This is a genomic window from Streptomyces sp. NPDC054783, from assembly GCF_053611725.1.
This window is the reverse complement of sequence record NZ_JBSHAY010000027.1, coordinates 82055-106706: the sequence shown is the minus strand read 5'-3', so window position 1 is coordinate 106706 and position 24652 is coordinate 82055. Positions and strand designations below refer to the sequence as shown.

Below are 24652 nucleotides of genomic sequence, written 5' to 3'. Positions count from 1 at the left end.
CGCCGAGGGCGCATTCGTGTGAATTGCAGAAGGACTTTCTCCGGGGAAGAGGGGAGTCTCTCTCATCCACCGGGAGGCGGGAAGGGCTTCGTCCAGTCAGGGTCAGCCCACCGTCCCGGCTGCTGAGGATCCGGCAGGTCCGGACGGTACCCGGGGTCCCGTTCCCGGCGCAGTCTGACGCTGGTGTGCAGCACGGCGTCGCCGGGCAGGGGGCGGGAGCGCCGGCCCACGAGGCTCCACAGCGGGCCGTTGTGGTGCACGGGCGCACCGGCGAACTCGTCGGTGAGTGCACACGTCATGTGGTAGGCCTTGTCCCGGAACACGAGGTCCGTGGTGACACCGTCGATGATCCACTTCAGCGGGATCGCGGAGAGCAGAGGCGCGCCCTCCGTGTGGTCGAAGGTACCGCCGACATCGGAGTGCACTCCGGCGAACCACACCTCCTCGGCGCTGTCCTGACGCGCCGGCCGGTGCGTCACCAGGAACTCGTGGTAGGGGCGGCGGGTCTCGTCGAGCGACACGGCGTGCCGGATGCGGGCTGCGTTCGGCAGCTGGTGGGTGTACGGCCACTGCAGATTGCCCAGGCGCAGGAGCCCGGCCGCCTTCACGGTGTCCCACACGCCGAGGTAGGCCACGGGCAGGGCGTGGTGCGAGACCTGCCGCGGGTTGTTCTGCTTGACCTCCTCCCACAGCGGTTCGTCTTCGGTGCGCCGGCAGAACGCGTGCGAGAACCGGGCGACCTCCTGTTCGCTCTTGTCGATGTCCTGGTTGAAGGCGTACTTCGCCACCGCGTACGGAACGAGGTTCTCCGAGCCCGGACGCATGAGGCCAGGTTTGTTGAGCATGCCGACGAGGGCTCGGGCGGTGTAGGCGCCACGGCTGAACCCGAACACGTACACCAGGTCGCCGGGATGCCACTCTCGCATGAGGTACGTGTACGCCTCGGCGAGGTTGGTCCGCAGACCGCTGCCGAAGGCGAGCCCCCAGAGGCGGGAGAGCCGACGGCCGATGGGTCCGCCGGCGGTGGGCGACGACATGGTCCCCACGCCGGGGTCGTAGTAGACGAGTTGCCGGGCCGGATCGTTCGCGTCCAGCATCTCCACGAGCCTGACCACATTGGTGGGGTTGTTCGCGCCCACCTGGCAGCCCGTGCCGTCGAGGCAGATGACGATCGCGCGAGGCATGTCCGTGCTCCGTTCTAGCCGTGGACGCCATTGCCGCGCCGTGCCGCGCCGGCCGCGAGCGGACCGGCGGCGGTGTGCCGGCCGGGAGTGATCTGCCGCTCGAAGGCCTGCATGGCCACGTCGCTGTCCGCCGGCAGGACCGCCATCAGCCCGTGATCCTGGGCCGCCGCGATCGACGGGGCGGCCTCGCTGCCCTCGGGGACGAAGGTCAGACGGACCTTCCCGTCGCCCGAACCGCGGCGGTCCACCGGAGCTACGGCTCCGTGGGTGCCGTCGGGCAGGGTCACCCACAGCTTGAAGTCGTCGTACCGGACGAAGTCCGCGCCCTTCACCGGCCATGGATAGTGGTGTTCCCCGGGCACCTCGGGGAGGATGCCCTGGTGGTTCCCGTGACTCAGCGGCACGCACGAGTTGAACAGCGAGTCGGTCCACGCCTCGACCCCGTCGGCGTCCTTGATCGGCGTGCGCAGCAGTTCCTCGGCCCGCTCATAGCCCAGTTGCGTCAGGGCGGGCAAGGTGTGCGGGAAGGCGGCGATCAGTTCAGCGGCCTCCTGGCGGAGCCGGTCGACCTTCGTGGGGTCGGCGCAGAACTGCATGCTCCACTCGATACCGACCCGGGCACGGAACATCAGCCAGTGGTCGGCTCCCTTGACCCAGAGGCTGCCGCCGTGGTGCATCTCCCAGTGCTCGGAACCGTTCGGCTCCGGCCCCGGATCCACGGGCCGGGGACCGTAGGGCAGGTCGGCGTCGTTCATCTGGCTGAGGATCTTGTGCGCCGTTTCCTTGGCGGCACGGAATTGCTCTGATTCGAACCGCTTCGGATGTTCGACGAGGCGGATCTGCCACGGATGGCTCTCCGATTCGACGCCACCGGACTGGAGTTCGGGTTGTGCCATGGCTGGCCTCCTCGGCCGGCCCCACGGACAGCTCCCCCGGCTCGCGGGGCGAACCCCCCTCGTCTCCGCTGTCGAGCCGCTTTCCCGGCAGCCCCTTGCGAGTGCTTCGGGCGCCGCGGCAGCGCCGACTGTGCAGCAGCGCAGCAGCGAGGCGCGGTGCATACGCGGCACGACAACCCGCGCTTCTCCGGCGGCAGGGAATGGTCAGCCGGCCGGTGAAAACCAACACTCCACTGGATTGCGGTGTGTCGGCGACCGAAGCCCGCCACGCACACGTGTTCCGTCTACTCGACCAGCTTACTGCGGCATGCTCGCGACGTCGAAGCGATCAAGGGCCGGGCGGTCCCAGCGGTTTGGGCGTCACGGTCGCTGCGGTCAGCACCATGCGACCAGCTCTGCCTTGTTCTTGAAGTTCCCGAGATCCCTGTCCAAGGGCTGGTCGGTGTACTGGTGGAATACCCAGGGATGCTGGATGTCGGGCTTTCCGGGATGGCCGTTGTATTCGGCGATCCACAGGCCGTCACCGTCGAACGAGGACGTGTCGCGGTGCACCCAGAAGTCACGGTTGCAGTACAGGAGCACCTTGTGGCCGGGGGCTTTGTGCTGCACCCGTTTGATCCACGCGTCCTTCCACGCTCCCGAGATTGCTGGGTCTTCCCAGTCCAGGGCGAGGATGTCGCCTTCCGCAAGATTGATCTTGGATAGGAAGAAGTCGGCCTGCACCTCGTACGGTCCGGGGCGAGCGAAATGATAGAAGCCGGTGACCAGGCCGGCTTTGCGAGCGGTCTGCCTCTGGGCGACCCACTTGGGATTCGTGTAGCTGTGACCCTCTGTGATCTTTATGAACACAAAGTCGAGCCCTGAGACGTCGTATCTGTCCGGCTGGATCGACGACACGTCGATGCCTTTGGTGCTCATGACGAGCTCCTTTGTTCGGCCCGGATTTGTCGCATTTTGAGAATACGCCGATCGGCCAAGTGGTGCTCGGGCGGGCGGTAGTTGAGCAGGCAATCTGTCCTGAGCTCCCGTCATCAGGGCTTGATCCGGCCCGGTTGGCACGTCTTCGATTCTTGACCGCACTCACCAGATCGCGGTACTACTTCACTATGAATCACGTAACTAAATCCGAGGAGCTCGCCCAGGACGGGGCCGGGCTGCTCTACGACCCCCAAGTCCGCACGGCCATAGCCGCGTTCACGGCAGGGGATGACACCCTGCGACTGGAGGCGGCGGCCGCGGCGCGCGCCGCGCACAGGTCCGTTGAGCGGCTTCGCACCCACGGTTCGGAAGGCCGGGGTCTCAGCACGGGAGCCAGCGACGTCCTGATCCGGCTGCGTACGCTCGGCGAAGCCGGGGCGAATCTCGGCGAGCTCGCCCGTTCCGCGGGCATGACTCCCCGCAACGCCACCGGTCTGGTCGACACACTCGAACGCGAAGGGTTCGTCCGGCGCGATCCCGACCCCGGCGATCGCCGGTCCGTCGTCGTCCGCATCACCGCCGCCGGCCTGACGTGGCTGGACGAGTTCCGGACACCGACACAGCGGGCGATGGCGGCACTGTTCCACGGATTCAGCGACACCGAACTGCACCAGCTCCGCCACCTGTGCCTGCGGCTTGTACAGAACCAGCAGCTCATCGCCACCCACCTTGCTGCCACCGAAGGAATGGACACCGCATGACAGCGGCCATGACCGCGACCCGCACCACCGTCCGTACCTACCACCAAGCCCGGTCCCGCGACGCCGTCCCCGCCGCCGCTCGAACTCTCAGCGGGCCTTTCCATGTCCAGAGCCCACTGCTGACCTCGGACAGCACGCACGAGCACCTCAGCGGCCTGGACGCGTTCCTGGGAATCGTGACCGGCGACGACCTGGTCAGGGAACTTTACGGCGAGACCGATGCGACCTTGGTCTACGACGTTCACCCCGGTCCCGGCCATCGGAACCCGACGCACCGCCGAGCACTTCCACCTCACCAACGGCCGGATCGACCCCATCCGCCTGACCTTCGACGCCACTTCCCTGGCACGCGGTCGCAGGTGCAGCCGCCACGCCTTGACACCGCGCACAGCCTCCGCGGGCCAGGGGGGCGAGGCAGTGCAGTGAGTCCGTCAGGGGGGCAAGTGCTAGCTAGCCTCGCGGTTTCATGATGCGGAGTGTCCGACAGCTGGCCCGCGAAGCAGAAAATGCCCCTGACCAGCAAGAATGAGGATTGTCTAGGTCCTTGTTCCTGCTGAAGCCGGAGGCACTTTCCAGGTGAAGAACCCCACCGGGCCCTACCCGCGTGTCCGGGTCCAGGGCGACGGCCGCCAGGTCGTCTCCCACGCCGGCTCCGTCCTGCTTGTGGAGACCATTCGCAAGACCGGACTTGACCAGGCGATATCCATAGCCCTCGCTCCTCAGCGCAAGCCGCGGACTGTCCACGATCCCGGCAAGGTCCTCCTGGACGTCGCGCTCGCGTTCGCGCTCGGCGGAGACTGCCTCGCGGACATCGCCATGCTGCGGGCCGAATCGGCCCTCTTCGGCCAGGTCGCCTCCGATCCGACGGTCTCCCGCCTGATCGACACCCTCGCCGCCTCGGGAGAGAAGGCCCTGCAGGCCGTCCGGGCCGCCCGGGCCGAAGTCCGCAACCGGATCTGGTCGTTGGCGGGCCAGAAAGCGCCGGATGTTGGTGGTCAGGTCACGGTGGATCTCGACGGCGTCCTCGTGATCGCACACTCCGACAAGGAGGACGCGGCCGCAACCTGGAAGAAGACCTACGGCCACCATCCGCTGACCGCGTTCGCCGACCACGGCCCGGGCGGAACCGGAGAGCCGGTCGCCGCCCTCCTCAGACCGGGTAGCGCAGGCTCGAATACGGCCGTCGACCACATCACCACTGCCCAACTTGCCTCGTCCCAACTTCCGAAGAAGTACCGGCGGGGAAGACAGACGCTCATCCGCACGGATTCCGCCGGCGGCACCCATGACTTCGTGTCCTGGCTGGCGAAGCGGGGCCGTTGACTGTCCTACTCGGTCGGCATGGTCATCACCGCAGCCATCCACAAGCACGTCCTGAAGGTCCCGGACACGGCCTGGACCTCGGCCATCGAGACGAATGGCGAGGTTCGCGACGGCGCCTGGGTCACCGAACTCACCGGCAGTCTGCTGGACAGTTGGCCGAAGGGCATGCGGCTGATCATCCGCAGAGAACGACCGTACCCCGGCGCTCAGTTGAGGATCACAAACGCGGACGGCATGCGGATCACGTGCTTCGCCACCCACACCACGGGCCGGCCGATCGCCGAACTCGAACTCCGCCACCGCCTGCGGCCCGCGCGGAGGACCGCATCCGGGCCGCCCGGACCATTGGCCTGCGCAACCTTCCTCTCCACACAACGGCCCGGAACAAGGTCTCTGCGGCAATCCGCGGCCTGGAGATCACGACAACGACTAGGCCGCTGCCGCCTATTGGCAGACACTCATGGCGGACCAGGAAGTCAACGGAACCTCCCGGTACGTGCCCTAGCCCCGAACGCGAACGACGAAGGACGCCTCCCGCTGTGGACCTCGACGAATACCAGACGACCTACCTGCTCTACGCACCCGCCAAGAACCCCGCCGGCTGGAACCTCGACCTGGCCGCGTTCGGTGCCGCGCTTGACGCGGCGTTCCACGACGTCCGCTACGAGACCGAGCAGGGCCGCCAACTGCGGCTGTGCTTCTGGGCCGTGATGGAGGACGGAATCGTGTTCGACGGCTTCGCCACCAATGAAGGCCGGGACACGGTCCTCCTCACCGACAACACCGCCGACGAAGCAGCCGTGTTCATCGCCTGGCTACGCGACACGTTCCTGTCCTCACCGGACCTGATCCGCTTCACCTCGGAGCGCGCCGTGGAGCGGGGGATCGAAACGGACTGGCGCATGCCCGCGGTTGGAGACATGGCGAGTATCGCCGAGGAACTGAAGCACCACATGCAGGTAGTCGAAGACTGACCGGCGGGCGCCGGGCGCGCCGGGCCTCGAACGGCGTGGACCGGTAGAAGGCGGGCAAATCCCTCGGGCCGAACTCCCGAGAGCGTCGTACGGAAGTTGTCGGTGCTGTTTGGCGGCAGCGGCTATCCCTTGACCGCCCAGGTCAAACACGGTTGCCGGGGGCCGGATGAGGAGCCTCGTGGGGCGCCTCGTATGACGCCTTCGCATTCGGCGACCAACGGCGGCCCGGACCCGCGGGGAGTGGGGGCCGCCGGCGTTTTCAGGGGAGCTGGTTCGGACCCGGGGCAGCCCTTCCGGTGGTCTGCGCCGAACTGCTGCAGTCCGCCTCCCGCGGCGACCAGCCGTCGGCCGGGCACGAGGGAAACCCCCTGCCGGGACTTCGCACGGGACCGGGGCCCTGACGGGACCCGGGACAGCCAGGCGCGCCCCCGGGCCCGCTGGCCCCCAGGCGGTGAGTGTGGTTCTCCACAATGCTGTACAGCGCCCCGGCCACGGCGCTGAACCGGGTGAGGAAGTCACGGGCCTATACCGCCAGTTCGTCATACGCGGCCGCAGACGTGGCGCCCGGCTATCGCCAGGCAGAATCAGGCGACGTCGGCTGCGGACCCGGGGCCAGTCGGCCCCGGGCCGGTGGAGCGCAGCACTCCGGACAGCATGGCGTGGCGGCCGCCACGCCCAAGCAAGACGTCCTACCGGACATCAGGCGTAGCTGAGGATGAGGAAGGCCAGCGTGACCTGAGCCGTCCACTGCATCACAACAGCCCCACGCCTGGCACCGGTCCACCGACCTCGAGGCCACAACAGCGCTACCAGGCCGGCGGCAACAGCGGTCCAGAAGCAGCCGTACAGGAGTATGCCGGGAACATGTGAACACTCATCACCATCCGTCACGCACCGGCTGCCGCGCACGCTGGCAAGGACCGGGACGACGCTGAGGACGATCATCGGCAACAGCAGTCCCAGCCCCCAGCCGGACCATCTCCGGATGCTGCGCTCGGTGTCCTGCTGATATGGGGTCGTATTCATGATCCCAGCCAACCGCGCCGGCTGGCTCCCGTGATCGGGTCCCCTACCCACATGCCCTGAGTAGGCATGCTCAGCACCCACTCCAGAAACCGCGAAGCGGAACCGGACACAGCAAAGGAGCGACACCGCCAACACGGGCGAGACGGTCGTCGTGGTCACCGCCGTCGCAGCGGTGATCGTGCTCGCCGTCCTCGGGCGCCCGGTCCCCGCCGTCCCGACCGCGCTCGTCGCTGGAGCCCTCTGCTGGGTCCCGTAGGGCTGGCCCCGACGGGACCCGGCAGGGCAAGGGTGCGGGTCAGGCCCGGGTGAGCAGGAGCAGCCGCTTGTGGGATTTGGTGCAACAGTGACGGTCAGTGCTCTCATCGCGGTGCTCGCTCCCAGTTCGACGCGCCGCCGGGCCGCACGCGACGTCCTCGGCCTCTCGCTCCGGCGCCCCCTGGAACCCAGGCGGCACCGCTCGCGTTCGGGCGCACTATGGAGGCGGCAATGCGGACGTGGTCGTCTGCATCTCGGGGTCCGCTCACCACAGGCGCATCGGATGCCGGGGCGGCGGCGTGAGCGGTGCGCTGGTTCTGGCCAGTAGGGCCTGCGCAGTGAACCGCTGTGGGATCGGTGGAGCCGGTAGCCGGTCCGAGGCGTGGGGAGTCGGGACAGGCAGCAGCCTCCATCAGACGCGGAGTGCTTCAGCTGCTGGTGGGACGCCGGGCTTGGCGAACGTGGCGGCCCTGGGCCGGTTCGCCGCGTAGGGCTGTCACAGACCGGGAGGCCGTCTTGTCTTGACTGTGGACACTTCACTGATTGGAGAAATACATGAGCGCTGAGCACGCACACCTGCCCCCGGGCGTTGAGGTGATCGCTATCCTGCCGGAGGCGACGGCCGGGATCCCGGCAGGCTCCGAAGCCAGGACTGTCCGAGTCACCCTGTCCCCCGGTGACCCCGGCGCGCCGCCGCACCGGCACCCCGGGCCGCTCTTCGGCTACGTGACCCAGGGCGAGATCCTCTTCGAGCTGGAGGGGCAGCCGCCCCGGGTACTCAAGGCCGGTGACGCCGTGTTCGAGCCCGGCGGCGACGTGATCCACTACCTGGGCGCCAACAACCTTCCGGACGCGCAGTCGGAGCTGGTGGTGACCATGTTCGCGCCGCCGGGTACCGCGGTTCTGACCGTGGTGAGCCCGGAGGAATTGGCCGAACGACGACACCTACGGTTCACCCAGCCTTGATGACCTCCCGTTTGCGACTCTATTTGCGCCATGGTCGAGCAGGGTCGGCGTACAAGTGAACGTGGGCCCTGGCAAGGTTTCCGTGAAGCTGGGGTGTGCCCCCGTACGTGGGTGACGCTCCGTCACGGGTGGCGGCACTGTCAGCGAGTGTGATGACCTCGTACGGATCATGACTCCGCACCTCGATGCGGTGCGGGTGGAATGAGTGTGAGCGGCGGGCGGCGTGGTCCGCATCGGGGCCTGCACCCGCGATTTGACGGTGGCGTGTCCGGACTGCAGTCGCGGTTCTGCGCGGGTGCACGGTCGCTATTGCCGCACGCTGGCCGATGTCGCTGTCGGTGGGCGCCCGGTGCTGATCGGGCTGTCGGTGCGGCGGTTGTTCTGTGACAGCCCGGAGTGCGGTCGGCGGACGTCTGCCGAGCAAGTTGAGGGGCTGACGGCGCGCCACCAGCGCCGCAGACCACTGCTGCAGCACCTGGTGGAGATGGCCGGGGTGCTACTCGCCGGCCGCGGCGGCGCCCGGCTCCCGCAGATCCTGAAGGCGGCGCTGTCGCGGACAAGCGTGCTGTTCCACTTGGTGCGCTTGTCGCTTCCGGCGGCAGCGACCCCGCGGGGGCTGGGCGTGGACGACTTCGCGCTGTACGCGGACGTCTACGCAACCTTGCTGGTGGATGCCGACAGCCGGTTGCCGACCGAGCTGTCGCCGGGCGCGACGCCGAGCAGCCGGCCGCCTGACTGCGGACGCACCCCGGTGTTGAGGTGGTCTGCCGGGCGGCTCGCTGGTCTACCGCCAAGGCATCACCGACGGCGCCCCGGACGCGGTGCAGGTCAGCGACCGCTTCCACCTGTGGCAGGGGCTGTCGAAGCGGATCGGGGATATCGCCGCCGCCCACCGCGGCTGCCTACCCGCCGCAGTTCCCGAACCCGAACCGGCACCGCCACCAGCGAACCCGGCGGGACCGTCCGATCAGGCCGACACCCCAGCCCGCCGCCACGCGAAGCGCCTGCTCGAGGCGGTGCACGCGGTGACCGACACCGGTCGCTCGCTCAACGCCGCAGCCCGCGAGCTGGGCTTGAACCGGCACACCGTACGCAATTACGTCCGAGCAGCCACCTGGCAGGAATGTGTACGAACCACCCGGCCCCGCCGGCCAGCCCCTCCGTATGGAAAACAGCGGCATGGTCGCAGCTCGGCGGCAGCGAGCCAACGTGTTTTCTCGTCCGCCGTGGGAAGGCACCTGCCACCGTCGTAAAGCATCAACGCAGCGCTGGAGAGCGCCAGCCGCTCTCTCTGACGGCGGCAAGCGGCTCACTCGGTGTTCGAATTCCCGGTGTGCTGTGGCGCCTCCCGAAGTTGTGACCGTCTGCTGTCCCTTCTCGAATTCTGGCTCAACTTCTGTGGTGCTTGCCGGCGCTCAGTGCGGCGGCGAGTTGCACGGCCGGGTCACCGGCGACGCGATGCTGTGACTTCCCGGTAGGCCAGGTGGAGATGCCATCGTCCGGCCACCGCGGAACGACGTGGAAGTGCAGGTGGCGTACCGACTGTTCCGAGCCCGGACCACTCGCGTTGAGGACGTTCACCCCAGTCGCGTTCAACCCGGAGCGCATGGCCCTTGCCAGACGCTGGACCAGCTCGACTGCCTCGGCCAATACCTCGGTGGGCGTGTCGAAGACGTCGGCGTAATGAGCCGTCGGCACCACCAGGGTGTGGCCTGGAGCGAGAGGGTCGAGCGGCGTGAACGCGCAGACGGACGTCCCAGGGGCTACCCACTGCGCACGGTCTTCGCGGATGAGCCGGCAGAAGGGGCACGACATGCAGACGACACTGCCACACGCCGCCAGCTCGCAACCGATCGGGACCCTTACGCTCGCGGCACCATGAAAGTTGAGCCAGAACCTCTCAACCGAAGGTGTTTGTTGCCCACTTCGGGAGCCGCTTTTTGTCCTGGAGGCCGGGAAGTGTTGTCGCGAAATGAAGTCCCACACCCGCGCGGAAGCGGTACTCGCTGACCGCATCTCCTGGCGAAAAAGTGTCGGCGCGTGCATGCCTCGTCCTGGATGTCCGGACAGAGAGCGCCGTCGAACGGGCTGGTCTATGCCTCCTCGGCGAACATCCGGTCCAGGAAGCGGTCAGGGTGGTTGACGAACGCGCGGGTCAAGGCGACGGGCGCGGCCTGCTCGTATTCCACCTGCTCAATGGTGCCATCGCTTTCGATCTGCAGGATTCGTGCGCCGGGCATGGCCAGCAGGATCGGCGAATGCGTGGCCACCACGAACTGGCACCCTTGTTGGAGGAGTTCCCGGATCCGGACCATCATCGCCAGGCATCCCTGCACCGACAGGGCTGCCTCCGGCTCGTCCAGCACGTAGAGACCGTTCGGGCCGAAACGGTGGTGCACCAGGTCGAGGAACGACTGGCCGTGGGAGCGTTCGTGCGGGGACCGGCCGCCGTAGGCCTGCAGCAGTTTCCCAGAGCCTTCGTCCAGCCGCTCGATCTCGGTGGCCACGTTGTAGAAACTCTCCGCGCGCAGGAAGAAACCCGTGCGAGGTCTACGGTTCCAGCACACGGTCAGGTGATCGCCCAGATCGGACTCGGTGGCCCGACTGGCGAACCGGAAGGACCGGGAACCGCCCTCGGCGTTGAACCCGGCGGCCGTGGCCAGCGCCTCGATCAAGGTGGACTTGCCCGAGCCGTTGTCGCCGACCAGGAACGTCACCGCCGGGTCCAGATCGAGCCTGTCCATGCCGGCGAGGCGGGTGACGACCGGCAGGCTGAAGGGGTATCGGCCGGTGCCCACTCGCGAATCAAGCGCGACATAGCGGACAAAGCCCTGGCCATGGCGGGTCATCGGCTGCCCGTTCTCGTCCAGTTCGATGCGGCAGGGTCTATCGGAGTCATGCCCTGACCATAGATCCAGGCACTGACAGCCTGCCGACCACGTTCTCCTCCCCCGCCTCGGCCTCGCCCTGGGCTTCCGGAGCGTCGTTCTTGGAGACAGCGCGGGCGCGCGGTACGAGCCGGGCTGCGGCCTCGGCGATCGTCACGTCCGCCTCGGGGGGCGGGCTCGCGCACGTGTCGGCCGTGATGGTGATCGAGGAGTGACCCCGACGGGACTGTGACGGGCGGCCCCTGCCGTTGAATAGGTCATCCATGACGAGAACCAGTAGCCTTCCGCCGGCGTCGTAGGGCAGTGTGCCGACGGCCTGAACTGTGGGGGGACCACATGAGCAGCGAGATCTACTTCAGCAACAACTACCGTGACCTGTGCGAGCGCAACGGTACGGGGGCCGGTTTCCAGTTCGAGTTCTCATGTTCCCGCTGCTACGACACCTGGCGCTCGCCCTTCGAGCCGTACGCCGGTGAGCGGGCCGCCACCTGGCTCGGCAAGGGCGTCGACATGGCCTGGAGCATGCTGGGCCGGGCCGGCGGCGGGCTCACCTCCGCAGCCGACGGACTCGCGGGCGCCGGCTGGGGGCCCGCCCGCGACAAGGCTTTCGAGCGGGCGATCGGCAATGCGCAAGGACACTTCAACCGCTGTGCGCGATGCACCCACTACGTCTGTGGACGCTGCTGGAACGCGGCGCAGGGACTGTGCCTGAACTGCGCCCCGGACACAGCGGCCGAGGCCATGGCAGCCCAGCAACGCGGCCTGAACGACACGGCCTCGCAGCGGGCGTACGCCGTGGGCCAACAGGCGGGGCAGGGGTACGACCCCACCACGCCCCGGCAGCTGGTCTGCCCGCAGTGCCGCACCGAGACTCGCGGCGCCGCCTTCTGCTCCGGCTGCGGCTATCACCTGGCCCAGTCCACCTCATGCGCCTCCTGCTCCGCAGTCGTGCCGGACAGCGCGGTCTTCTGCCCGGGGTGCGGCACTCGGCAATAGCACGGTTCCCGGCTGCCGGGAGCGCGAAGACGCATGGAATCGCGCGGCTTCCCGTCACCTCACGTGTTCGAGTCGGGCTTGCTGCTCGGCGCCGCACTCCTCGTGCTCGTCACATTCGGCGTTCTCACCCCCGGAGCCGGACCGATTGCAGTAATTGGAGGAAGCGCACTCCGTACAGCCAGCGGATCGGCCCCGAGCACGGCAGATACACGTCTGGAGGTCCCATCAGAGATCGCGCGCGGACCGGTGGGCGGGACGGCCTCGCGTTCCGCTGCGGAACTCTTCGACCGGTCCGAGCAGGAACGGCAGGAAGCAGGGAGCGATGCCCGACGGCTGATGCTACGCCGCCCCAGGGTGCAAGAGGCGGGCGAGCATCGTCGTCCGGGGTGACCATGCCGGCGAGGTGCCCGTCGGTGACCCGGGCGACGGCCAGGGAGGCTCGCCGTCGGCACAGTTGCTCGATGGCGTGTCCGACGGTGTCCTGCTCGGCCAATTCCGGCACCGGCCGGGCCAGGTCGCAGGCGGTGACCGTCCTGCCTTGCGCACCGACGATGAGCGCGTCGCCCTCGGCTACTGTGCGTCCAAGCCAGAGGCTGCTCCTAGACGAGACCGGGCCCGGACCGACGGTCCGGAGAGTTCTCGCGGTTCGCTGCGAGATTCTCTTCGATCCGACCGAGCAGAAACGGGAGAACTCCCCGTTCCAGCAGGGCCAGCTCCCACTCCTCACGAGCACACGTCACGTCCGACGCGGTACCTTCTGGCCCGTCGGCGAGATCAGCCGACCCATTGCGAACCGCCGTCACGATCAGGTACCCCAGATCCCCGACCGCCCCTCCCACGGCAACGGCCGCAGCAATCAGACCCGCTGTGATCAGTCCGTCGCCGATGTAGCGGCGCGCCCCAAGGGTCAGCAGAGTGAATCCGATGATCAAGCAGGTGATGGCGGCAGCCGCGGCCAGAGTCGGTATGAGCACTGCCAACAGCGGCAGCAGGCCGCCTCCGGCGCTCAACGCACCGGGCCTCGACACGTCGTTCGTGCTGCGGTCTCCCGTCTTGGCGGCCACGCCCGACCGTGTCTCGACGGCTCTGCGATATTCGACAGCCGCAGCAGCGGCGATGTCGTCCCGCGCCTGCAGCGCTCGCGTACGCAGCTGTCCGCGGTCGAGTGTCCCGCCAGGGCGACGCAGCATGTCAGTGACCTGCTGGGAGTGCAACCCCTGCTCGAGAACCCGCTCGAACGTCGCATAGCCCTCTGCCCCAGGCAGTTCCCACGCCCGCATCTGTTCCCCGAACATGGAAGCCTCGCTCGTCCGCACGGCGTACGAACCAGCCGCACGAGTGCCGTCAGGAGTGGCGAGTTTAATGCCCCGGTTGCACAACCTGTAAAGGCAAAGTGACAGGAGCCGTGCACACCGGCTTGCCCGGAGGGGTTCTCATCGTGGTCTACGAGATCACTCAGCCACAACCTGATGCGAAAAAGATCAAACTGGTTCGAGTCGCGGTTCCGGTTGCCGTGTTGGTGCGGCCGTCGGTTCCCACAGTTTGGTGGTCCGTACGTAGCCGTAGACCACTGAGGTCATCGCCAGAATGAGAAGTGGCCCGAACACCCACGGGTGTCTGGCCATCTCCATCGGCAGACAGCGGTACGACGCCAAGAGCACGGCAAAGACCATGCCGCTGCAGATGACCAGCTGGATTCCTGGCCGGTCCCAGCCGCGGTCGAGCGAGCGCAGCGCTGCCTCGATCGTCAGCGCGAACACCACGCCAGCGACAAGATCCGCGCCGTAGTGGTACCCGAATCCCAGCGTTGCGCTGAGCGTGGCAATCAGCCAGAACGTGCCCGCGAACCGCAGAATCCGTGGGGCGCTGCGGGTGTGGACGAAGATCGCGGTAGCCCACGCAGTGTGCAGGCTGGGCATGCAGTTGCGGGGCGTGATCTCGTCGTACGACATCGGGTGTGGGGTGTTGACCGGCGGCGGCGTGTCCGGCCACAGGTTGGCCAGCGCCCAGTGCACGCCGCCGGTGCCGGAGGCGCCCGGGCCGTAGGCGAAGACCGGTCCGACCACCGGGAAGATCATGTAGATGGCCGGGCCGAGGAGGCCGATGACCAGGAAGGTGCGCACCAGATGATGGCGCGGGAAGCGGCGCTCGACCGCCACGTTGCGCAGTTGGTACAGCGCGACGATGATCGCGGCCACCGCAAGCTGGGCGTAGACCAAGTGGAGAAGATGCGTGCCCATCGGGCCGGTGGCCCTGACCATCCGGCCCACCAGCCACGAGGGGTTGCCCAGTGCGTGATCGGCGGTGGCCACGTACTGGTCGAGCACTGCCGGACGGGTCTTGGAGGTGATGAGTAGCCAGGTATCTCCGGACTTGCGGGCGACCGCCAGTAGCAGGCCCAGCCCGACGCCCTTCACCAGCAGGACGCGTTCGGCGCCGGTGCGGCGCGTGACAGCGATGACCGCACAGCCCAACATCACCCACAACGCGCCGTTGCCGAAGAAATGCCCGTCGGTCGTCTTGACGTCGACCGTCCACCGCACCAGCACGAACACGACGTCGATGCCGATCGCGACACCAGCCGCGATGAAACGCTGCCGCCAGGTGAGCACCACCATCATCAACGCCATACCGCCGTACAGCGGCCCCGGTTTCGGGGCGAATATCAGTCCACTCAGCAGGCTGGTGATCGGCCCCGGTTGCCCATAGTGGTGTCCGGCGATCTCCAGTGTGATGAGGAATCCAAGAGTCGCCACGCCCGCTGCGGCCCACAGCATGGCTCGCCGTTGACGCCACGCGGCCGCCAGCACAGATCTGCCGTTTATTCGCGAAAACACTCGCGACGCTCTGGATATCAATTGTTTGACCGATTTATCCGATATAGGTTGAATAGAGGAAAGCGAGGTAGTCATCGCGAGTTCGAACATGCTATCGGAGTGGCGCGCTGACTTCCGCCGGCCAAGTGGCCTTGCCCACGGTTGTCCAGAGGAATCCGAAGCGTCCGCCGACGCCGTCTTGCAGCATGAACGCACTCCTACCGCCACCCGACCGGCTGCTGATGCAGTACGCCGGGCAGGACCACCTGCTCCACATCACCGGCATCGAACGGGCAGCACGAGCTCAATCGGACGGCGTGACCGGGGACCACATGCCGAGCCACTGCTCGGCGCCCCAGGCCTCAAACCGCTCTACCTCGGTGAACCCCAGCTTCGCCGCGAGGCGCATCGAGCCGGCGTTGGCGGTCTGGGTGGTGAGCACCACCGGCTCGCCGGGAAGCGCGCCGGCGAGCCAGCCGAGTGCCGCCGCGCACGCCTCGGCGGCGTACCCGAATCCCCACGCCCGCGGCAGGAACAGGTAGCCGAGATCCACCTTCCCCGCGGCAGCCGGGCGACGGTGCCCCGTTGCTCTCCTGAGCAGGATCTGGCCGATCATCGACGCGTCGAGATCAACGACGAAGCTCCCGGGCCACTGCTCGGGCGCCCCGGACATCTCGCGCTCAAGCTCGTCACGCGGCCGGGGGCCGCCGAGGTAGGTGTGCACCTCTGGCGAGGCGAGCAGCTCGATGAACGCCGCACGGTCCCGGGCCTCGGGCTCACGGAGCACGAGCCTCTCGGTCCTGATCGGGACAGGCGGCCAGGCGACGGGTCCGAGCTCAGTCATACTGGCCAGCCAATCAGCAGGCTCGGCAGCGATCAAGACTCGCGGACCGATCAACCCATCGGCCAGGACCCCACCCTCGCCAAGGGGGCCGGGCCCTACAAGCGACGTCTGCCAGGGACGGGATGCCTCCCGTTCTCGTGAACATCGACTTTGGCAGCGGCGGGCCGCCTCCCGAAGTGCCGTACATCTGCTGTCGGGATTCGTGCACAGAACCACACGGGCAAAGGGCCTCCCGCTGGTTGGGCCATGCGTCCAGCACGTCGCCGCTGCGCTCGTCTGACAGGGTGACGCGGGCCCGGGGCATGCTGCCCCTGTAATGGTCGGCCCGGTCGCGGAATTTGTCGCGGGCCACGTCCTTGTTCCACCACCAGCCGTGCTGCACCGGCCGCTTGGCCGCGAGCAGCAGGTGGTAGCGGCCCGGCCTTCGTGCCGCACCTCACCGGCCGAGCCAACCCGCGGCTCCTGCGGTCGGCGACAGAGCAGGCATGGCCGCCGCACTGGACGACGCGCTCGACCGCAAGGTCAAGGGCTAGCTTGATCTTTAACGGTCGACGTCGAATGGTGCCTCGAACTTGATCACTCGGTTCGGTAACCGCCGTACGTCAAAGCGGCCTTCGTCTGAACATGTGCTCCGACCAAGGAACACACACGTCCAGCACGAAGGCCGTGACGATGAGTCTGCTGCATTGCGATGCCCGGCAAGAGGCATTGGCTGAACTGTCATGCTTCCGGGGAGAGTTCTACTCCTGCCTCACCGCTCGTTCGGATGTTGTTCGAGCTGGCTGACGCCGTTCTGTGCGGCGACGGGCCAGTGAGATCGCTGGCCGAGCTGTCGCTGGTCGGCGAACACCGCCGCGGTCATGGCGGGCTCTACGCCGCCGTCGCCCGCGGCCGGGTTGATACCGGCCGGCTGCAGCGGGCCCTGGCCGCGGTGAACCGCTCCGAGATCAGTGGAGGCTCTACGGGCTGACTCCAGCCGCCGGTTGGGGCTGGTGGTGATCGTCGTAGTTGGTTTCGTGTTCGGCGGGCGGGATGTCACCTATCGCGGTGTGCAGGCGCTGGTTGTTGAACCAGTCGACCCATTCGGCGGTGGCGAGTTCGACGTCGGCGAGCGCCTTCCAGGGTCTGCGGGGCTTGATCAACTCCGTCTTGCAGAGGCCGATCTGGGACTCCATGAGGGCGTTGTCCAGGGCGTCCCCGACCGTACCGATCGAGGCGTCGATGCCGGCCTCGAGGAGGTGGGCGGTGAACGCGAAAGACGTGTACTGGCTGCCCGCATCCGAATGGTGAACCAGCCCCGGACCAGCCGGAGTTCCGGCACGGTCCCGGCGCCACAACGCCAGGTCGAGGGCGTCGAGTACAAGCTTGGCCCGTTTGCTGGTGGCGGCGGACCATCCGACGATCGCGCGGGAGTACACGTCCACGACGAACGCGACGTAGACGATCCCGGACCAGGTGGCGACGTAGGTGAAGTCGGCCACCCACCGCTGATTGGGACGGGACGCGGTGAAGTCGCGCCTGAGCAGGTCTGCGGCCCGCTCGTGGCTGTCGTCCCGGATGGTGGTGCGGATCTTCTTTCCGCGTCTGGCGCCCTGGAGGCCGAGATCGCGCATCAGCCCGGCGACGGTGCAGCGGGCCGCTGGTATGCCTTCGCGGTGCAGTTGCCGCCAGACTTTCCGCACTCCGTAGACGCTGAAGTTGTCGGCGTGGACGCGACTGATCTGCGCCTTCAGCTCGGCGTCGCGGACTGCCCGGGCGCTTGGGATGCGGTTCTTCGCCGCGTAGTAGGTACTCCTTGCGATCTTCAGTCCGTGGCTGGTCAGGACACGGCAGATCGGCTCGACTCCGAACACCTGGCGGTGTGCGTCGATGAACGCTACGAGCGTTTCGACGGTCGGTCGAGCTCGGCCGCGAAGAAAGCCGACGCCGCCTTGAGGATCTCGTTGGCCCGTCGCAGCTCGGCGTTCTCGGCCCGCAGTCGCTTGATCTCCGCGGCCTCCTCGGACGTGACTCCGGGACGCTGGCCGGCGTCGACCTCGGCCTTGCGGACCCAGGTTCGCACCGTCTCAGCCGCACCGATCCCCAGCTTGACTGCGACTGCCTTCATCGCGGCCCACTCAGTCGGGTAGTTGGGGCGGATCTCCGCGACCATGCGAACCGCACGCTCACGAAGCTCAGGCGGGTAGGGGGACGGACGTGCCATGACTCGATCCTCTCAGGGAATCGAGCCTCCATCAGACCCGGAGCGGTTCAGTTCACCGTGCTTCCAACAACTCGGTCGGAGACTGGAAGCCGGATCGGCGGTAGAGCGGGACACTGCGTTCGGAAGGCCAGACGATCAAGACGTCCATGCCGCTGCGCTGCGCATGCCTTCTCAGAGCTTCAAGGAGGGCTGCCCCGAACCCTCGATTGCGGTGTTCAGGAACCACGTAGAAGTTCGTGACGTAGCCGACGGGGGTGTTGTCCTCGTAGGGCTCCGGCACCCTCTCCACCACGTGGAGGAAGACGTGCCCGCAGATCTCGCCGTCGCTTTCGGCGACCCAGGCCAGCCAGCTTTTGCTCGCGAGCCGTTCTTGGATCCAGTCCTCAGCGTGGCTCACGGGCCGAAGCGGCTCGGAGAGGTCCCCGTCATGGTCCTCTTGCTTGAATGCCCAGCGCAGACGGGCCAGTACTGGAGCATCAGCCGCGTCAGCCTCGCGCACATTGACGTCAGTGATCATCAGGCAAGTCTCGCGCACCCCGTGTTGTCGCGCTCCCAGTTTTCTGGCGCCAACCCCATCAGTCCGTCGGTTTGCCGTCCATGATCAGTCCGGTGGCGGCCAGGCAGCCGTCGACCAGGTGCGGGCGGTACTGGATCTGCTTGAGTCGGTGTTTCACAGCCCTGGTGATGTGGCCGAGGTCGGCAGCGGCCAGGTTGCCGATGTCGCGCTCGACCAGTGCCCAGATGGCCTCCTGTGGGTTCAGGTCCGGCGCGTAGGTGGGCAGTTGGAACACGGTCAGCCAGGCGGCGTTCGCCTCGATGAACTCCCGCAGCGGCTTGGTGAGGTGGAGGAGGACGTCGTCCCAGACGAGCACGATCGGTCCGCCGAGCTGGGGCCGGGCACGGATGATCAGGTCGCGGAAGTCCCGCCAACCGAAGCCCTTCGGCTCGCCTTTGCGGCCCCGGTACTCGCGGACGGCGTACATCAGCCGGGACCGCTCGCCCGGCTTGTAGCAGGTCATGCCCGCCATCGACACACGTCCCGATCCCCGGCCACGCACCCGGACTACAGGCGTCCGGCCGATCCGGCCCCAGGTCCTGGCACGCGGCGGCGTCATCGACTGCCCGGCTTCGTCCTCGAAGACCAGCCAGGCCCCGAGCGCCGCCGCGATTCTCTTACCCGCGGCCAGGTCTCCTTCTTCCACACCTCGACCGCCGCATCGGCACGCTCGCTCGCCCGCCAGGCGGGCCGCTGCCACGACCAGCCGTGCCGCTTCAACAGCCGCCACGTGCCCTCCACCGCGTACGAGACGTGGAACAGCCGGCCGATCAGCGACTTCACCCGTGCCAGCGTCCACCGCTGATCCGCCCAGCCATGCGCAAGCGGTCCCCGTTCCAACTCCCGCGCCAGCCTCGCGATCTGGTCCGGGCCGAGCCTCGGGCGGCCCGGCGAACCCTTCGACCGGACGCCGGCCTCACCCCGCTCGCGCCAGGCCCGCCGCCACCGCTCCACCGACCGATCGCCCACCCGTGGCGCGGCAGCGATCTCCCGGTTCTTCTCCCCGCTCTCGAAGCGTTCCACGGCCTGCAGCCGAATTCGCTCCCACGCGGCCGTCTCAGCGTCGGTCGGCCCGCCCGCCACCCTGCGCGTACCTCACGACCCAGGGCTACCAAAACCGGTGGCCGCTGTCCGGCGAACGGTCCCGACATCTCCCAATCAAGTTGAGTAGTCCGGAATTACTCCGAGGGGTCAAATAACCCTGGTTCGCCGCATACGCGGAATGCAGTGCTTCCGCGTAATCGACAGAATCGAGCCGCAACAGGACACCTTCGGACAGCGCTTCATGAGGAATGATCACCGAATACTGTAGCGTGCGCAAACAGATGTGCATCGACGAGGGCTTGACAGAGTTCCAGTCGCTCCCGCTCGTCCAGCGCGAAGGAAAGTTCCTCGGGCTTGAATTCCGTGCGTCCAGCGATGTACCGCATGGCTGTCTCGTAGGTTTCGGGCATACCGACCGAGCGGCGGCCGAGAACCGCGTACACGCGCTGGGTCGCGGGCTGCGAGAAGAGCGCGCACGGCACCGTCTTCTGCCGCCGCAGCGGCGTTGTGTCCAGCACGCCGAGAACACCGAGCGAGGAGTCCGTCTCGAAGGCGCCGGGAATCCTGTCCGTGAGCTGGGTCAGGAAGGTGCGCAGATGAGCGGAGCGCACCTGCTCGGGTTCCTGCCCCGCCAACGCCGTCCGGACGTCCGCCAGGAACCGCTCACTCACCTCGTCGAGGACTCCGTCGTCGTACAGCCAGCCGGCCGGCAGCTCGGCGTCCAGCAGCCCGGCGGGGAGGCTGTCCTCAACGAGCTGGGTCAGCGTGGTCCGCAGGACTTCGCGCCAGGAGTTGGACTCGATACTGATGGTGACGTGTCCCGACTGGGCGCTCAGGGTGTGCGCCCGGTGTGGCGTGCCCTTCGGGACATACAGCACGTCACCGGGCCGCAGCAGCAGCTCGGTGGTGTCGGCGCTTTCGATGCCGTGCCGCCGTTCCCACGGCGTTGCCCCGACGTGCCACTGCTTCTCGCCGAACGCCTGGAGCACGAAGACATCGTGCGGATCGGAGTGCAGGTCGAACCCCTGGGACGAGGCCGGCGTGACATAGATGTTCGCCCGGCACCGGTGGCCCAGGGCGAGTTCGAGGGAACGGCAGAACTCGGTCAGCGGCGGGTGGTACCAGTGCGCCGACTGAAGAATCAGGGTTGCTCCGCCGCGCACGGCGGCCGTGACCTCCGCCGCGCTCGCGACGCCCCGGGTCAGCATCTCGAGGATGTGTTCGTTCTCCGACATCTCGTGGTCGACGGGGCGCGGATAAACCTCCCGCATCGACCTGAGATACTTGTTGCGCGGCAGAATTTCCCCCTGTCGCACAAAGCGGATCATGTCGGAACGCAGCAGGGGCTGGCTGGTGAGCAGTCGGTCGATGTCGCGCACGCTGATGAGATCGCTGGCCGGTATACCGTCGGTGGTGACGTGGACCCGCTTGCCCCAGACATCGGCTATGAAAGCCTTCTCGTCGCCGGTGCAGCGGCGGAGTTCCGCCGTATCGACCGGCAGCATTCGAGCGGCCTCATCAACTGCCCCCGCATCCCTGGAAATCGGAACCAACGGTTCCTCCTGCCGGCGCAGTGCCGCGGTAGTGATAATCTGGATTCTCGGCGCAGTCCGATCGCTGGTGATCACGGAGTAACCGTACATCGGCGCCGTATTGCGTGCCAGCCCCGATCTGTGCAAGTTCCATTTCCACCCTGTCAATTCAAAGGCTGAGTGAACGCTTCTCATCCTGCGGTTCGAGGCCGATGACGAGGGGCTGGTGGCGTTCGTGACGTGGCTGGGCTCCTGGTCGTTCGGTTGGTGATCTCGCCCATCAACGCCCGAAGGCGTGAACGGCGCTCGCGCCGGCGACGGCTGAGCTGTTCCCAACAGGCCCCGCTCGTCCTGGTACACCTGCGCAACAACGAGACGTTGCAGCAGGTGGGGCCGAATTCGGCATGTCGACCGCGACGGCCTGCCGATATGTGACCGAGGCCGTCGTCATCCTGGCCGACCACACCCCCACCCTGCTGGACGCGCTGCAAAGCCATGATCCGAACAAGTTCCGCATACTGGACGGCACCCTGATCAGGACAGACCGAGTGACCGCCGACGAGCCGTTCTGCTCGCAAATGCACCGCCAACAGGGGATGAACGTAGCGGTCCTGGCCCGCCCGGATGGCACTGCACTGTGGCATTCACGCGCACTGCCCGGCAGGTCCCACGAGCTCACGGCCGCTCACACTCATGGAGTGATCCAAGCGTGCCTGACCAGGCAGGTCCTGGTACTCGCCGACCGTGCCCATCGCGGAGCCGGCGCCACGGCCCACGCCCCCTACTACAGCCGCGACCTACCCGAGAAGTACACCCGGTTCGACCGGGACCACGCCCAGCTGCGGGCACCCGGCGAGCGAGCCTTCGCCCGCCTCAAGCAGTGGCGGATCTTCCGCAAGGCCCGCTGCAGAGCGTGCCGTACGCCGGGCGGATCGCGGGGGCCGGGCACCTCGGCCAGTCGCTCCAGCAGGCCCGGAATCTCCTCGGCCACGGCCCCGGGATGCTCGCGGAGTTGGTCAAGGGCAGGTGGGATCGGCGATGACGCGTCGGCCGGCACGCTCTTCCACTCGATCATGGGGCGCCGAGAACTCCATGGTCTTGGAAACCCGTGCCTGTCACCAGAACGGTGCGGTGCAGGTCAACCTGACTCTGCCCAACGAGGTCGGGACGGTGCTGCGGGTGATCGGCGATCCACGCCCATGAGGTCCATGTCCCCTGTCACGGACCGATGGTGCCAGGCTTTTTCACGCCCGCCCTGGGGCAGTGTCAGCCGCCCGCAGCGACCTCGGCCTCCCAGCGCAGCAGGTCGCCCGGCTGGCACTCGAGCACATCGCAGAGCGCGGCGAGCGTCGCGAAGCGCACCGCTTTGGCGCGGCCGTTCTTGAGTACCGCAAGGTTGGCGGGCGTGATCCCTACGCGGTCCGCGAGCTCGCCCACGGACATCTTCCGCCTGGCCAGCATCACGTCGATGTCGACGACGATCGGCATCAGATCACCTCGTCCAACTCCGCCTGCATCTGCGCCGCTTCGACGTCGCGCGCGACGGCCTGAGCGAGCAGCATCCGCAGCACGAGCACGATGAGCGCGACCCCCAAGATGGCCACGCCCACCCCGCCCATGATGAGCGTGACACCCGGGTCGTCCCGCTGACCCGGCGCATTGAGTACCGTGACCGCGAACCATACGAGGGCAGCCGCCACGATCGCGCCGATCACCCCGTCCACGTACCGGAAGGCGGCGTGGGAGAACACGGTTCCGCGTCGCACCATCGTCACCAGCCGCCATACGCAAACCAGGGCGACTTGGGCCGACACCATGCCCAGGATCGTGATCACGCGCAGCGGGGTAAGCGGGAGCGACCCGTCCTCCGGGTCGGTGGCCAACGCCCACACCATCAACGCCTGTACGAACACGGTGCCGGCGAACACCACCACGAGCACGGCACGCAGCGCACGCACTGTCAGTTTTCCCATGACCCACCCTTCCATCGAGTTGCGATGGCAATCTATCGAATATCGATAGGTGAATGCAAGGGCTGGGACGGACGTGGGCGGTGGCTTCGCACCGTGGCGGGACGCCGCCACCCCCTCCCATGACATGACGTTCGCGCGAACCGCATTGATCTTGTCGAAGTCGGCCTCGCGTGAGCTTTCGGGCGGTCGGTTCACCACCAAGCTGCACCTGGCCGTCGAGCAGAATCAGAGGCGCATGGCCATCGTGATCACGGCTCGGAGACGGCTGGCGGGAGGTGCTCCGGTGTCCTGCCGAAGCCACTCGGCACGCCACTCACGAGCACGAATGGCTCGCCGATCTCCTGGGTGGCCGACCCCAGCTCGGGCCGCACGCACTGGCCAGCGGGGAGACCGTGGTGGCCGCACTGGGCGACGTCGACGTGGACGCCATCATGCCTGTGGTCGCCGCAGTCAACGCGTACGAGATCGGCGCGGCGCGTCGGGAGATCGCCGAGCGGCGTGCCGAGCGGGCCACCGGGATGGACGAGAAGCGTTGGCAGGCCTCACTCGGGCCCCATCTGCAGCGAACCTTCCCCACTGGCCGATTCCCCGCGCTGGCCACGGTGGGGGCCGGCCGACGTCCCGCGTCGTCCGCTCCGCTGTTGCCGTCGCCCACCGGTCGGAGAGCAGTTGCCGGAAGCCAAGCGTAGTGGCGTCGTCGGCGACCGCGACGTCGACCACGACGAGGCCCGGCTCGCTGACGTGCGTCCCATTGACCGGTTCCATGTACGGCACTACGCCTGGATGTCAGGGAGGGTTCCGGCGATCCGGCGTCTTCACCCGACCGAGCAACGTCCCGGCATGAGGGTCATGGGTCGAGTGCCGGCGGCGCTGAACGAACTGCGCGACGAGTGGGAGAAGGACACCTGCGGCCGGACAAGTACGAACGCCTGATGGCGACGTCGATGCAGGCCTGCCGAGGGCGAGGCGAGCGCTGAGGCCGCCCGTGCTGGGCTGCGCGCCGCGGATCCGGAGGTCTAGCACAGCAGGCTCGCCCCGGTCGCGACGCGATGCACAGCCATGCTGGAGTCCCCCAGATGGGTGGCGTCGGACGACGGACGGACGCTGCGGATGGCGTTCGACGACGTGCTGCTCCTCATCGTGCAGGCACGACCTCACAGGCGCCTCAGCAGAGCTGGCAGGTGGTCAGGGACTGTCACCGTTCCGGTCCCAGGGGGCAGGGTCGCCGGGGAGCGGGTGGACAGCGCACGCCCGCCGGGCGAAGCCGCCGAGGTCGGTCTGGAGGGAGAGGCACGTGTTGATCTCGTGCGTCCACCCCCCAGACGTCCAGCAGCAGCCCGTCCAGCGGCCCACCAGTCAGTCATCCGACCGATGTCACATCCGGGCAGCCGGTGGCGAGCAGCGATCAGAGCGGCCTCGATGTCGCGCGCGCCTGTCGACACGCACGACGTATGGGCGCGGTCGGCCCATGCGCTGACGGACCTGCGGGCTGCCACC

23 protein-coding genes and 4 pseudogenes are annotated in these 24652 nt (G+C 67.6%); 10 read left to right on the top strand and 17 right to left on the bottom strand.

What is annotated here, in order from left to right:
• Nucleotides 1-62: 62 nt before the first annotated feature.
• The 3 genes from ACWGJ5_RS34840 to ACWGJ5_RS34830 form a co-directional block, all read right to left on the bottom strand.
• On the bottom strand, nucleotides 63-1184 hold the full coding sequence (locus tag ACWGJ5_RS34840) for a DUF2235 domain-containing protein (protein WP_453313628.1): 1122 nt from the start codon (nucleotides 1182-1184) through the stop codon (nucleotides 63-65).
• A gap of 14 nt (nucleotides 1185-1198) precedes the next feature.
• Nucleotides 1199-2080: a DUF6424 family protein gene (locus tag ACWGJ5_RS34835; protein ID WP_453313627.1), complete on the bottom strand. Its 882-nt coding sequence runs from the start codon at nucleotides 2078-2080 to the stop codon at nucleotides 1199-1201.
• A 375-nt stretch (nucleotides 2081-2455) separates the two neighbouring features.
• A complete protein-coding gene (locus ACWGJ5_RS34830; RefSeq protein WP_453313626.1) occupies nucleotides 2456-2998 on the bottom strand; it encodes a glycoside hydrolase family 25 protein in 543 nt (180 codons plus the stop codon).
• Nucleotides 2999-3186: 188 nt separating this feature from the next.
• Between ACWGJ5_RS34830 and ACWGJ5_RS34825 the strand changes: the two genes are divergently transcribed.
• The 3 genes and pseudogenes from ACWGJ5_RS34825 to ACWGJ5_RS34815 all read left to right on the top strand — a co-directional run bounded on the left by ACWGJ5_RS34825 (nucleotide 3187) and on the right by ACWGJ5_RS34815 (nucleotide 6056).
• Nucleotides 3187-3759: a MarR family winged helix-turn-helix transcriptional regulator gene (locus ACWGJ5_RS34825; protein WP_453313625.1), complete on the top strand. Its 573-nt coding sequence runs from the start codon at nucleotides 3187-3189 to the stop codon at nucleotides 3757-3759.
• Nucleotides 3760-4335: 576 nt separating this feature from the next.
• A pseudogene (locus tag ACWGJ5_RS34820) lies at nucleotides 4336-5474 on the top strand (IS1380 family transposase); the annotation flags it as partial.
• A 147-nt stretch (nucleotides 5475-5621) separates the two neighbouring features.
• The gene (locus ACWGJ5_RS34815; protein ID WP_453313650.1) at nucleotides 5622-6056 is read left to right on the top strand and encodes a hypothetical protein; all 435 of its coding nucleotides are present in this window, start codon (nucleotides 5622-5624) and stop codon (nucleotides 6054-6056) included.
• 699 nt (nucleotides 6057-6755) lie between these two features.
• Here the strand turns inward: ACWGJ5_RS34815 and ACWGJ5_RS34810 are convergent.
• A complete protein-coding gene (locus tag ACWGJ5_RS34810) occupies nucleotides 6756-7082 on the bottom strand; it encodes a hypothetical protein (protein WP_453313624.1) in 327 nt (108 codons plus the stop codon).
• 810 nt (nucleotides 7083-7892) lie between these two features.
• On the opposite strand from ACWGJ5_RS34810, the gene ACWGJ5_RS34805 reads away from it, so the two are divergent.
• A complete protein-coding gene (locus ACWGJ5_RS34805; RefSeq protein WP_453313623.1) occupies nucleotides 7893-8303 on the top strand; it encodes a cupin domain-containing protein in 411 nt (136 codons plus the stop codon).
• Between the two features lie 223 nt (nucleotides 8304-8526).
• Nucleotides 8527-9663 (top strand): transposase family protein, encoded by a 1137-nt coding sequence (locus tag ACWGJ5_RS34800; RefSeq protein ID WP_453313622.1) that lies wholly within the window; start codon nucleotides 8527-8529, stop codon nucleotides 9661-9663.
• Nucleotides 9664-9692: 29 nt separating this feature from the next.
• On the opposite strand, the gene ACWGJ5_RS34795 is transcribed toward ACWGJ5_RS34800, so the two are convergent.
• Nucleotides 9693-10118 (bottom strand): HIT family protein, encoded by a 426-nt coding sequence (locus ACWGJ5_RS34795; RefSeq protein ID WP_453313621.1) that lies wholly within the window; start codon nucleotides 10116-10118, stop codon nucleotides 9693-9695.
• A 278-nt stretch (nucleotides 10119-10396) separates the two neighbouring features.
• Nucleotides 10397-11152, bottom strand: a complete 756-nt coding sequence (locus tag ACWGJ5_RS34790) for an AAA family ATPase (protein WP_453313620.1) — start codon at nucleotides 11150-11152, stop codon at nucleotides 10397-10399.
• A gap of 375 nt (nucleotides 11153-11527) precedes the next feature.
• Here ACWGJ5_RS34790 and ACWGJ5_RS34785 point away from each other — a divergent pair, with 375 nt between their 5' ends.
• Nucleotides 11528-12187 (top strand): double zinc ribbon domain-containing protein, encoded by a 660-nt coding sequence (locus ACWGJ5_RS34785; RefSeq protein WP_453313619.1) that lies wholly within the window; start codon nucleotides 11528-11530, stop codon nucleotides 12185-12187.
• A gap of 599 nt (nucleotides 12188-12786) precedes the next feature.
• Here the strand turns inward: ACWGJ5_RS34785 and ACWGJ5_RS34780 are convergent.
• From ACWGJ5_RS34780 to ACWGJ5_RS34770, 3 genes are all read right to left on the bottom strand, one after another.
• On the bottom strand, nucleotides 12787-13482 hold the full coding sequence (locus tag ACWGJ5_RS34780; RefSeq protein WP_453313618.1) for a hypothetical protein: 696 nt from the start codon (nucleotides 13480-13482) through the stop codon (nucleotides 12787-12789).
• Between the two features lie 186 nt (nucleotides 13483-13668).
• Nucleotides 13669-14964 carry a phosphatase PAP2 family protein gene (locus ACWGJ5_RS34775; RefSeq protein ID WP_453313648.1) on the bottom strand — a complete coding sequence of 432 codons (1296 nt, stop codon included), beginning with the start codon at nucleotides 14962-14964 and terminating at the stop codon, nucleotides 13669-13671.
• Nucleotides 14965-15307: 343 nt separating this feature from the next.
• Nucleotides 15308-15847, bottom strand: a complete 540-nt coding sequence (locus ACWGJ5_RS34770) for a GNAT family N-acetyltransferase (RefSeq protein WP_453313617.1) — start codon at nucleotides 15845-15847, stop codon at nucleotides 15308-15310.
• A gap of 672 nt (nucleotides 15848-16519) precedes the next feature.
• Between ACWGJ5_RS34770 and ACWGJ5_RS34765 the strand changes: the two are divergent.
• Nucleotides 16520-16781, top strand: a pseudogene (locus tag ACWGJ5_RS34765) (transposase); the annotation flags it as partial.
• A 25-nt stretch (nucleotides 16782-16806) separates the two neighbouring features.
• On the opposite strand, the gene ACWGJ5_RS34760 reads toward ACWGJ5_RS34765, so the two are convergent.
• The 4 genes from ACWGJ5_RS34760 to ACWGJ5_RS34745 form a co-directional block, all read right to left on the bottom strand.
• Nucleotides 16807-18050, bottom strand: a protein-coding gene (locus tag ACWGJ5_RS34760) for an IS3 family transposase (RefSeq protein WP_453313616.1) whose coding sequence is annotated in 2 segments (ribosomal slippage) — nucleotides 16807-17768 and nucleotides 17768-18050 — 1245 coding nt in all. Because the reading frame shifts where the segments join, the coding sequence is not laid out codon by codon here.
• Between the two features lie 52 nt (nucleotides 18051-18102).
• On the bottom strand, nucleotides 18103-18567 hold the full coding sequence (locus ACWGJ5_RS34755; protein ID WP_453313615.1) for a GNAT family N-acetyltransferase: 465 nt from the start codon (nucleotides 18565-18567) through the stop codon (nucleotides 18103-18105).
• Nucleotides 18568-18625: 58 nt separating this feature from the next.
• A protein-coding gene (locus ACWGJ5_RS34750) for an IS630 family transposase (RefSeq protein WP_453313614.1) occupies nucleotides 18626-19689 on the bottom strand; the annotation gives its coding sequence in 2 pieces (ribosomal slippage) (nucleotides 18626-19254 and nucleotides 19254-19689; 1065 coding nt in all).
• 200 nt (nucleotides 19690-19889) lie between these two features.
• Nucleotides 19890-21278 carry a JmjC domain-containing protein gene (locus ACWGJ5_RS34745; protein ID WP_453313613.1) on the bottom strand — a complete coding sequence of 463 codons (1389 nt, stop codon included), beginning with the start codon at nucleotides 21276-21278 and terminating at the stop codon, nucleotides 19890-19892.
• Nucleotides 21279-21586: 308 nt separating this feature from the next.
• Between ACWGJ5_RS34745 and ACWGJ5_RS34740 the strand changes: the two are divergent.
• Nucleotides 21587-22021: pseudogene (locus ACWGJ5_RS34740) on the top strand (transposase family protein); the annotation flags it as partial.
• Between the two features lie 427 nt (nucleotides 22022-22448).
• On the opposite strand, the gene ACWGJ5_RS34735 reads toward ACWGJ5_RS34740, so the two are convergent.
• Both ACWGJ5_RS34735 and ACWGJ5_RS34730 read right to left on the bottom strand, forming a co-directional pair.
• A complete protein-coding gene (locus ACWGJ5_RS34735) occupies nucleotides 22449-22670 on the bottom strand; it encodes a helix-turn-helix domain-containing protein (protein ID WP_453313612.1) in 222 nt (73 codons plus the stop codon).
• Nucleotides 22670-23155, bottom strand: coding sequence for a DUF2975 domain-containing protein (locus ACWGJ5_RS34730; RefSeq protein WP_453313647.1), 486 nt, complete (start codon nucleotides 23153-23155; stop codon nucleotides 22670-22672). Before ACWGJ5_RS34730 ends, ACWGJ5_RS34735 begins: the two co-directional genes overlap by 1 nt.
• A 275-nt stretch (nucleotides 23156-23430) precedes the next feature.
• Between ACWGJ5_RS34730 and ACWGJ5_RS34725 the strand changes: the two are divergent.
• Nucleotides 23431-23706 (top strand): annotated as a pseudogene (locus ACWGJ5_RS34725) (TetR/AcrR family transcriptional regulator); the annotation flags it as partial.
• Here the strand turns inward: ACWGJ5_RS34725 and ACWGJ5_RS34720 are convergent.
• Nucleotides 23606-23920: a DUF6207 family protein gene (locus ACWGJ5_RS34720; protein ID WP_453313646.1), complete on the bottom strand. Its 315-nt coding sequence runs from the start codon at nucleotides 23918-23920 to the stop codon at nucleotides 23606-23608. The pseudogene ACWGJ5_RS34725 and the gene ACWGJ5_RS34720 overlap by 101 nt on opposite strands.
• Between ACWGJ5_RS34720 and ACWGJ5_RS34715 the strand changes: the two genes are divergently transcribed.
• Complete coding sequence (locus ACWGJ5_RS34715; protein WP_453313611.1) at nucleotides 23825-24088, top strand: hypothetical protein; 264 nt, start codon at nucleotides 23825-23827, stop codon at nucleotides 24086-24088. The genes ACWGJ5_RS34720 and ACWGJ5_RS34715 overlap by 96 nt on opposite strands.
• A gap of 221 nt (nucleotides 24089-24309) precedes the next feature.
• Here ACWGJ5_RS34715 and ACWGJ5_RS34710 read toward each other — a convergent pair whose 3' ends face one another.
• Nucleotides 24310-24597 (bottom strand): hypothetical protein, encoded by a 288-nt coding sequence (locus tag ACWGJ5_RS34710; RefSeq protein WP_453313610.1) that lies wholly within the window; start codon nucleotides 24595-24597, stop codon nucleotides 24310-24312.
• Nucleotides 24598-24652 lie beyond the last annotated feature (55 nt).

What these genes read in the sequence shown, in the direction of transcription:
- ACWGJ5_RS34840 (WP_453313628.1), bottom strand. Translation starts at nt 1,184, where the DNA reads ATGCCTCGCGCGATCGTCATCTGCCTCGACGGCACGGGCTGCCAGGTG.
- ACWGJ5_RS34835 (WP_453313627.1), bottom strand. Translation starts at nt 2,080, where the DNA reads ATGGCACAACCCGAACTCCAGTCCGGTGGCGTCGAATCGGAGAGCCAT.
- ACWGJ5_RS34830 (WP_453313626.1), bottom strand. Translation starts at nt 2,998, where the DNA reads ATGAGCACCAAAGGCATCGACGTGTCGTCGATCCAGCCGGACAGATAC.
- ACWGJ5_RS34825 (WP_453313625.1), top strand. Translation starts at nt 3,187, where the DNA reads ATGAATCACGTAACTAAATCCGAGGAGCTCGCCCAGGACGGGGCCGGG.
- ACWGJ5_RS34810 (WP_453313624.1), bottom strand. Translation starts at nt 7,082, where the DNA reads ATGAATACGACCCCATATCAGCAGGACACCGAGCGCAGCATCCGGAGA.
- ACWGJ5_RS34805 (WP_453313623.1), top strand. Translation starts at nt 7,893, where the DNA reads ATGAGCGCTGAGCACGCACACCTGCCCCCGGGCGTTGAGGTGATCGCT.
- ACWGJ5_RS34795 (WP_453313621.1), bottom strand. Translation starts at nt 10,118, where the DNA reads ATGTCGTGCCCCTTCTGCCGGCTCATCCGCGAAGACCGTGCGCAGTGG.
- ACWGJ5_RS34790 (WP_453313620.1), bottom strand. Translation starts at nt 11,152, where the DNA reads ATGACCCGCCATGGCCAGGGCTTTGTCCGCTATGTCGCGCTTGATTCG.
- ACWGJ5_RS34785 (WP_453313619.1), top strand. Translation starts at nt 11,528, where the DNA reads ATGAGCAGCGAGATCTACTTCAGCAACAACTACCGTGACCTGTGCGAG.
- ACWGJ5_RS34780 (WP_453313618.1), bottom strand. Translation starts at nt 13,482, where the DNA reads ATGTTCGGGGAACAGATGCGGGCGTGGGAACTGCCTGGGGCAGAGGGC.
- ACWGJ5_RS34775 (WP_453313648.1), bottom strand. Translation starts at nt 14,964, where the DNA reads ATGCTGTGGGCCGCAGCGGGCGTGGCGACTCTTGGATTCCTCATCACA.
- ACWGJ5_RS34770 (WP_453313617.1), bottom strand. Translation starts at nt 15,847, where the DNA reads ATGACTGAGCTCGGACCCGTCGCCTGGCCGCCTGTCCCGATCAGGACC.
- ACWGJ5_RS34755 (WP_453313615.1), bottom strand. Translation starts at nt 18,567, where the DNA reads ATGATCACTGACGTCAATGTGCGCGAGGCTGACGCGGCTGATGCTCCA.
- ACWGJ5_RS34735 (WP_453313612.1), bottom strand. Translation starts at nt 22,670, where the DNA reads ATGCCGATCGTCGTCGACATCGACGTGATGCTGGCCAGGCGGAAGATG.
- ACWGJ5_RS34730 (WP_453313647.1), bottom strand. Translation starts at nt 23,155, where the DNA reads ATGGGAAAACTGACAGTGCGTGCGCTGCGTGCCGTGCTCGTGGTGGTG.
- ACWGJ5_RS34720 (WP_453313646.1), bottom strand. Translation starts at nt 23,920, where the DNA reads ATGGAACCGGTCAATGGGACGCACGTCAGCGAGCCGGGCCTCGTCGTG.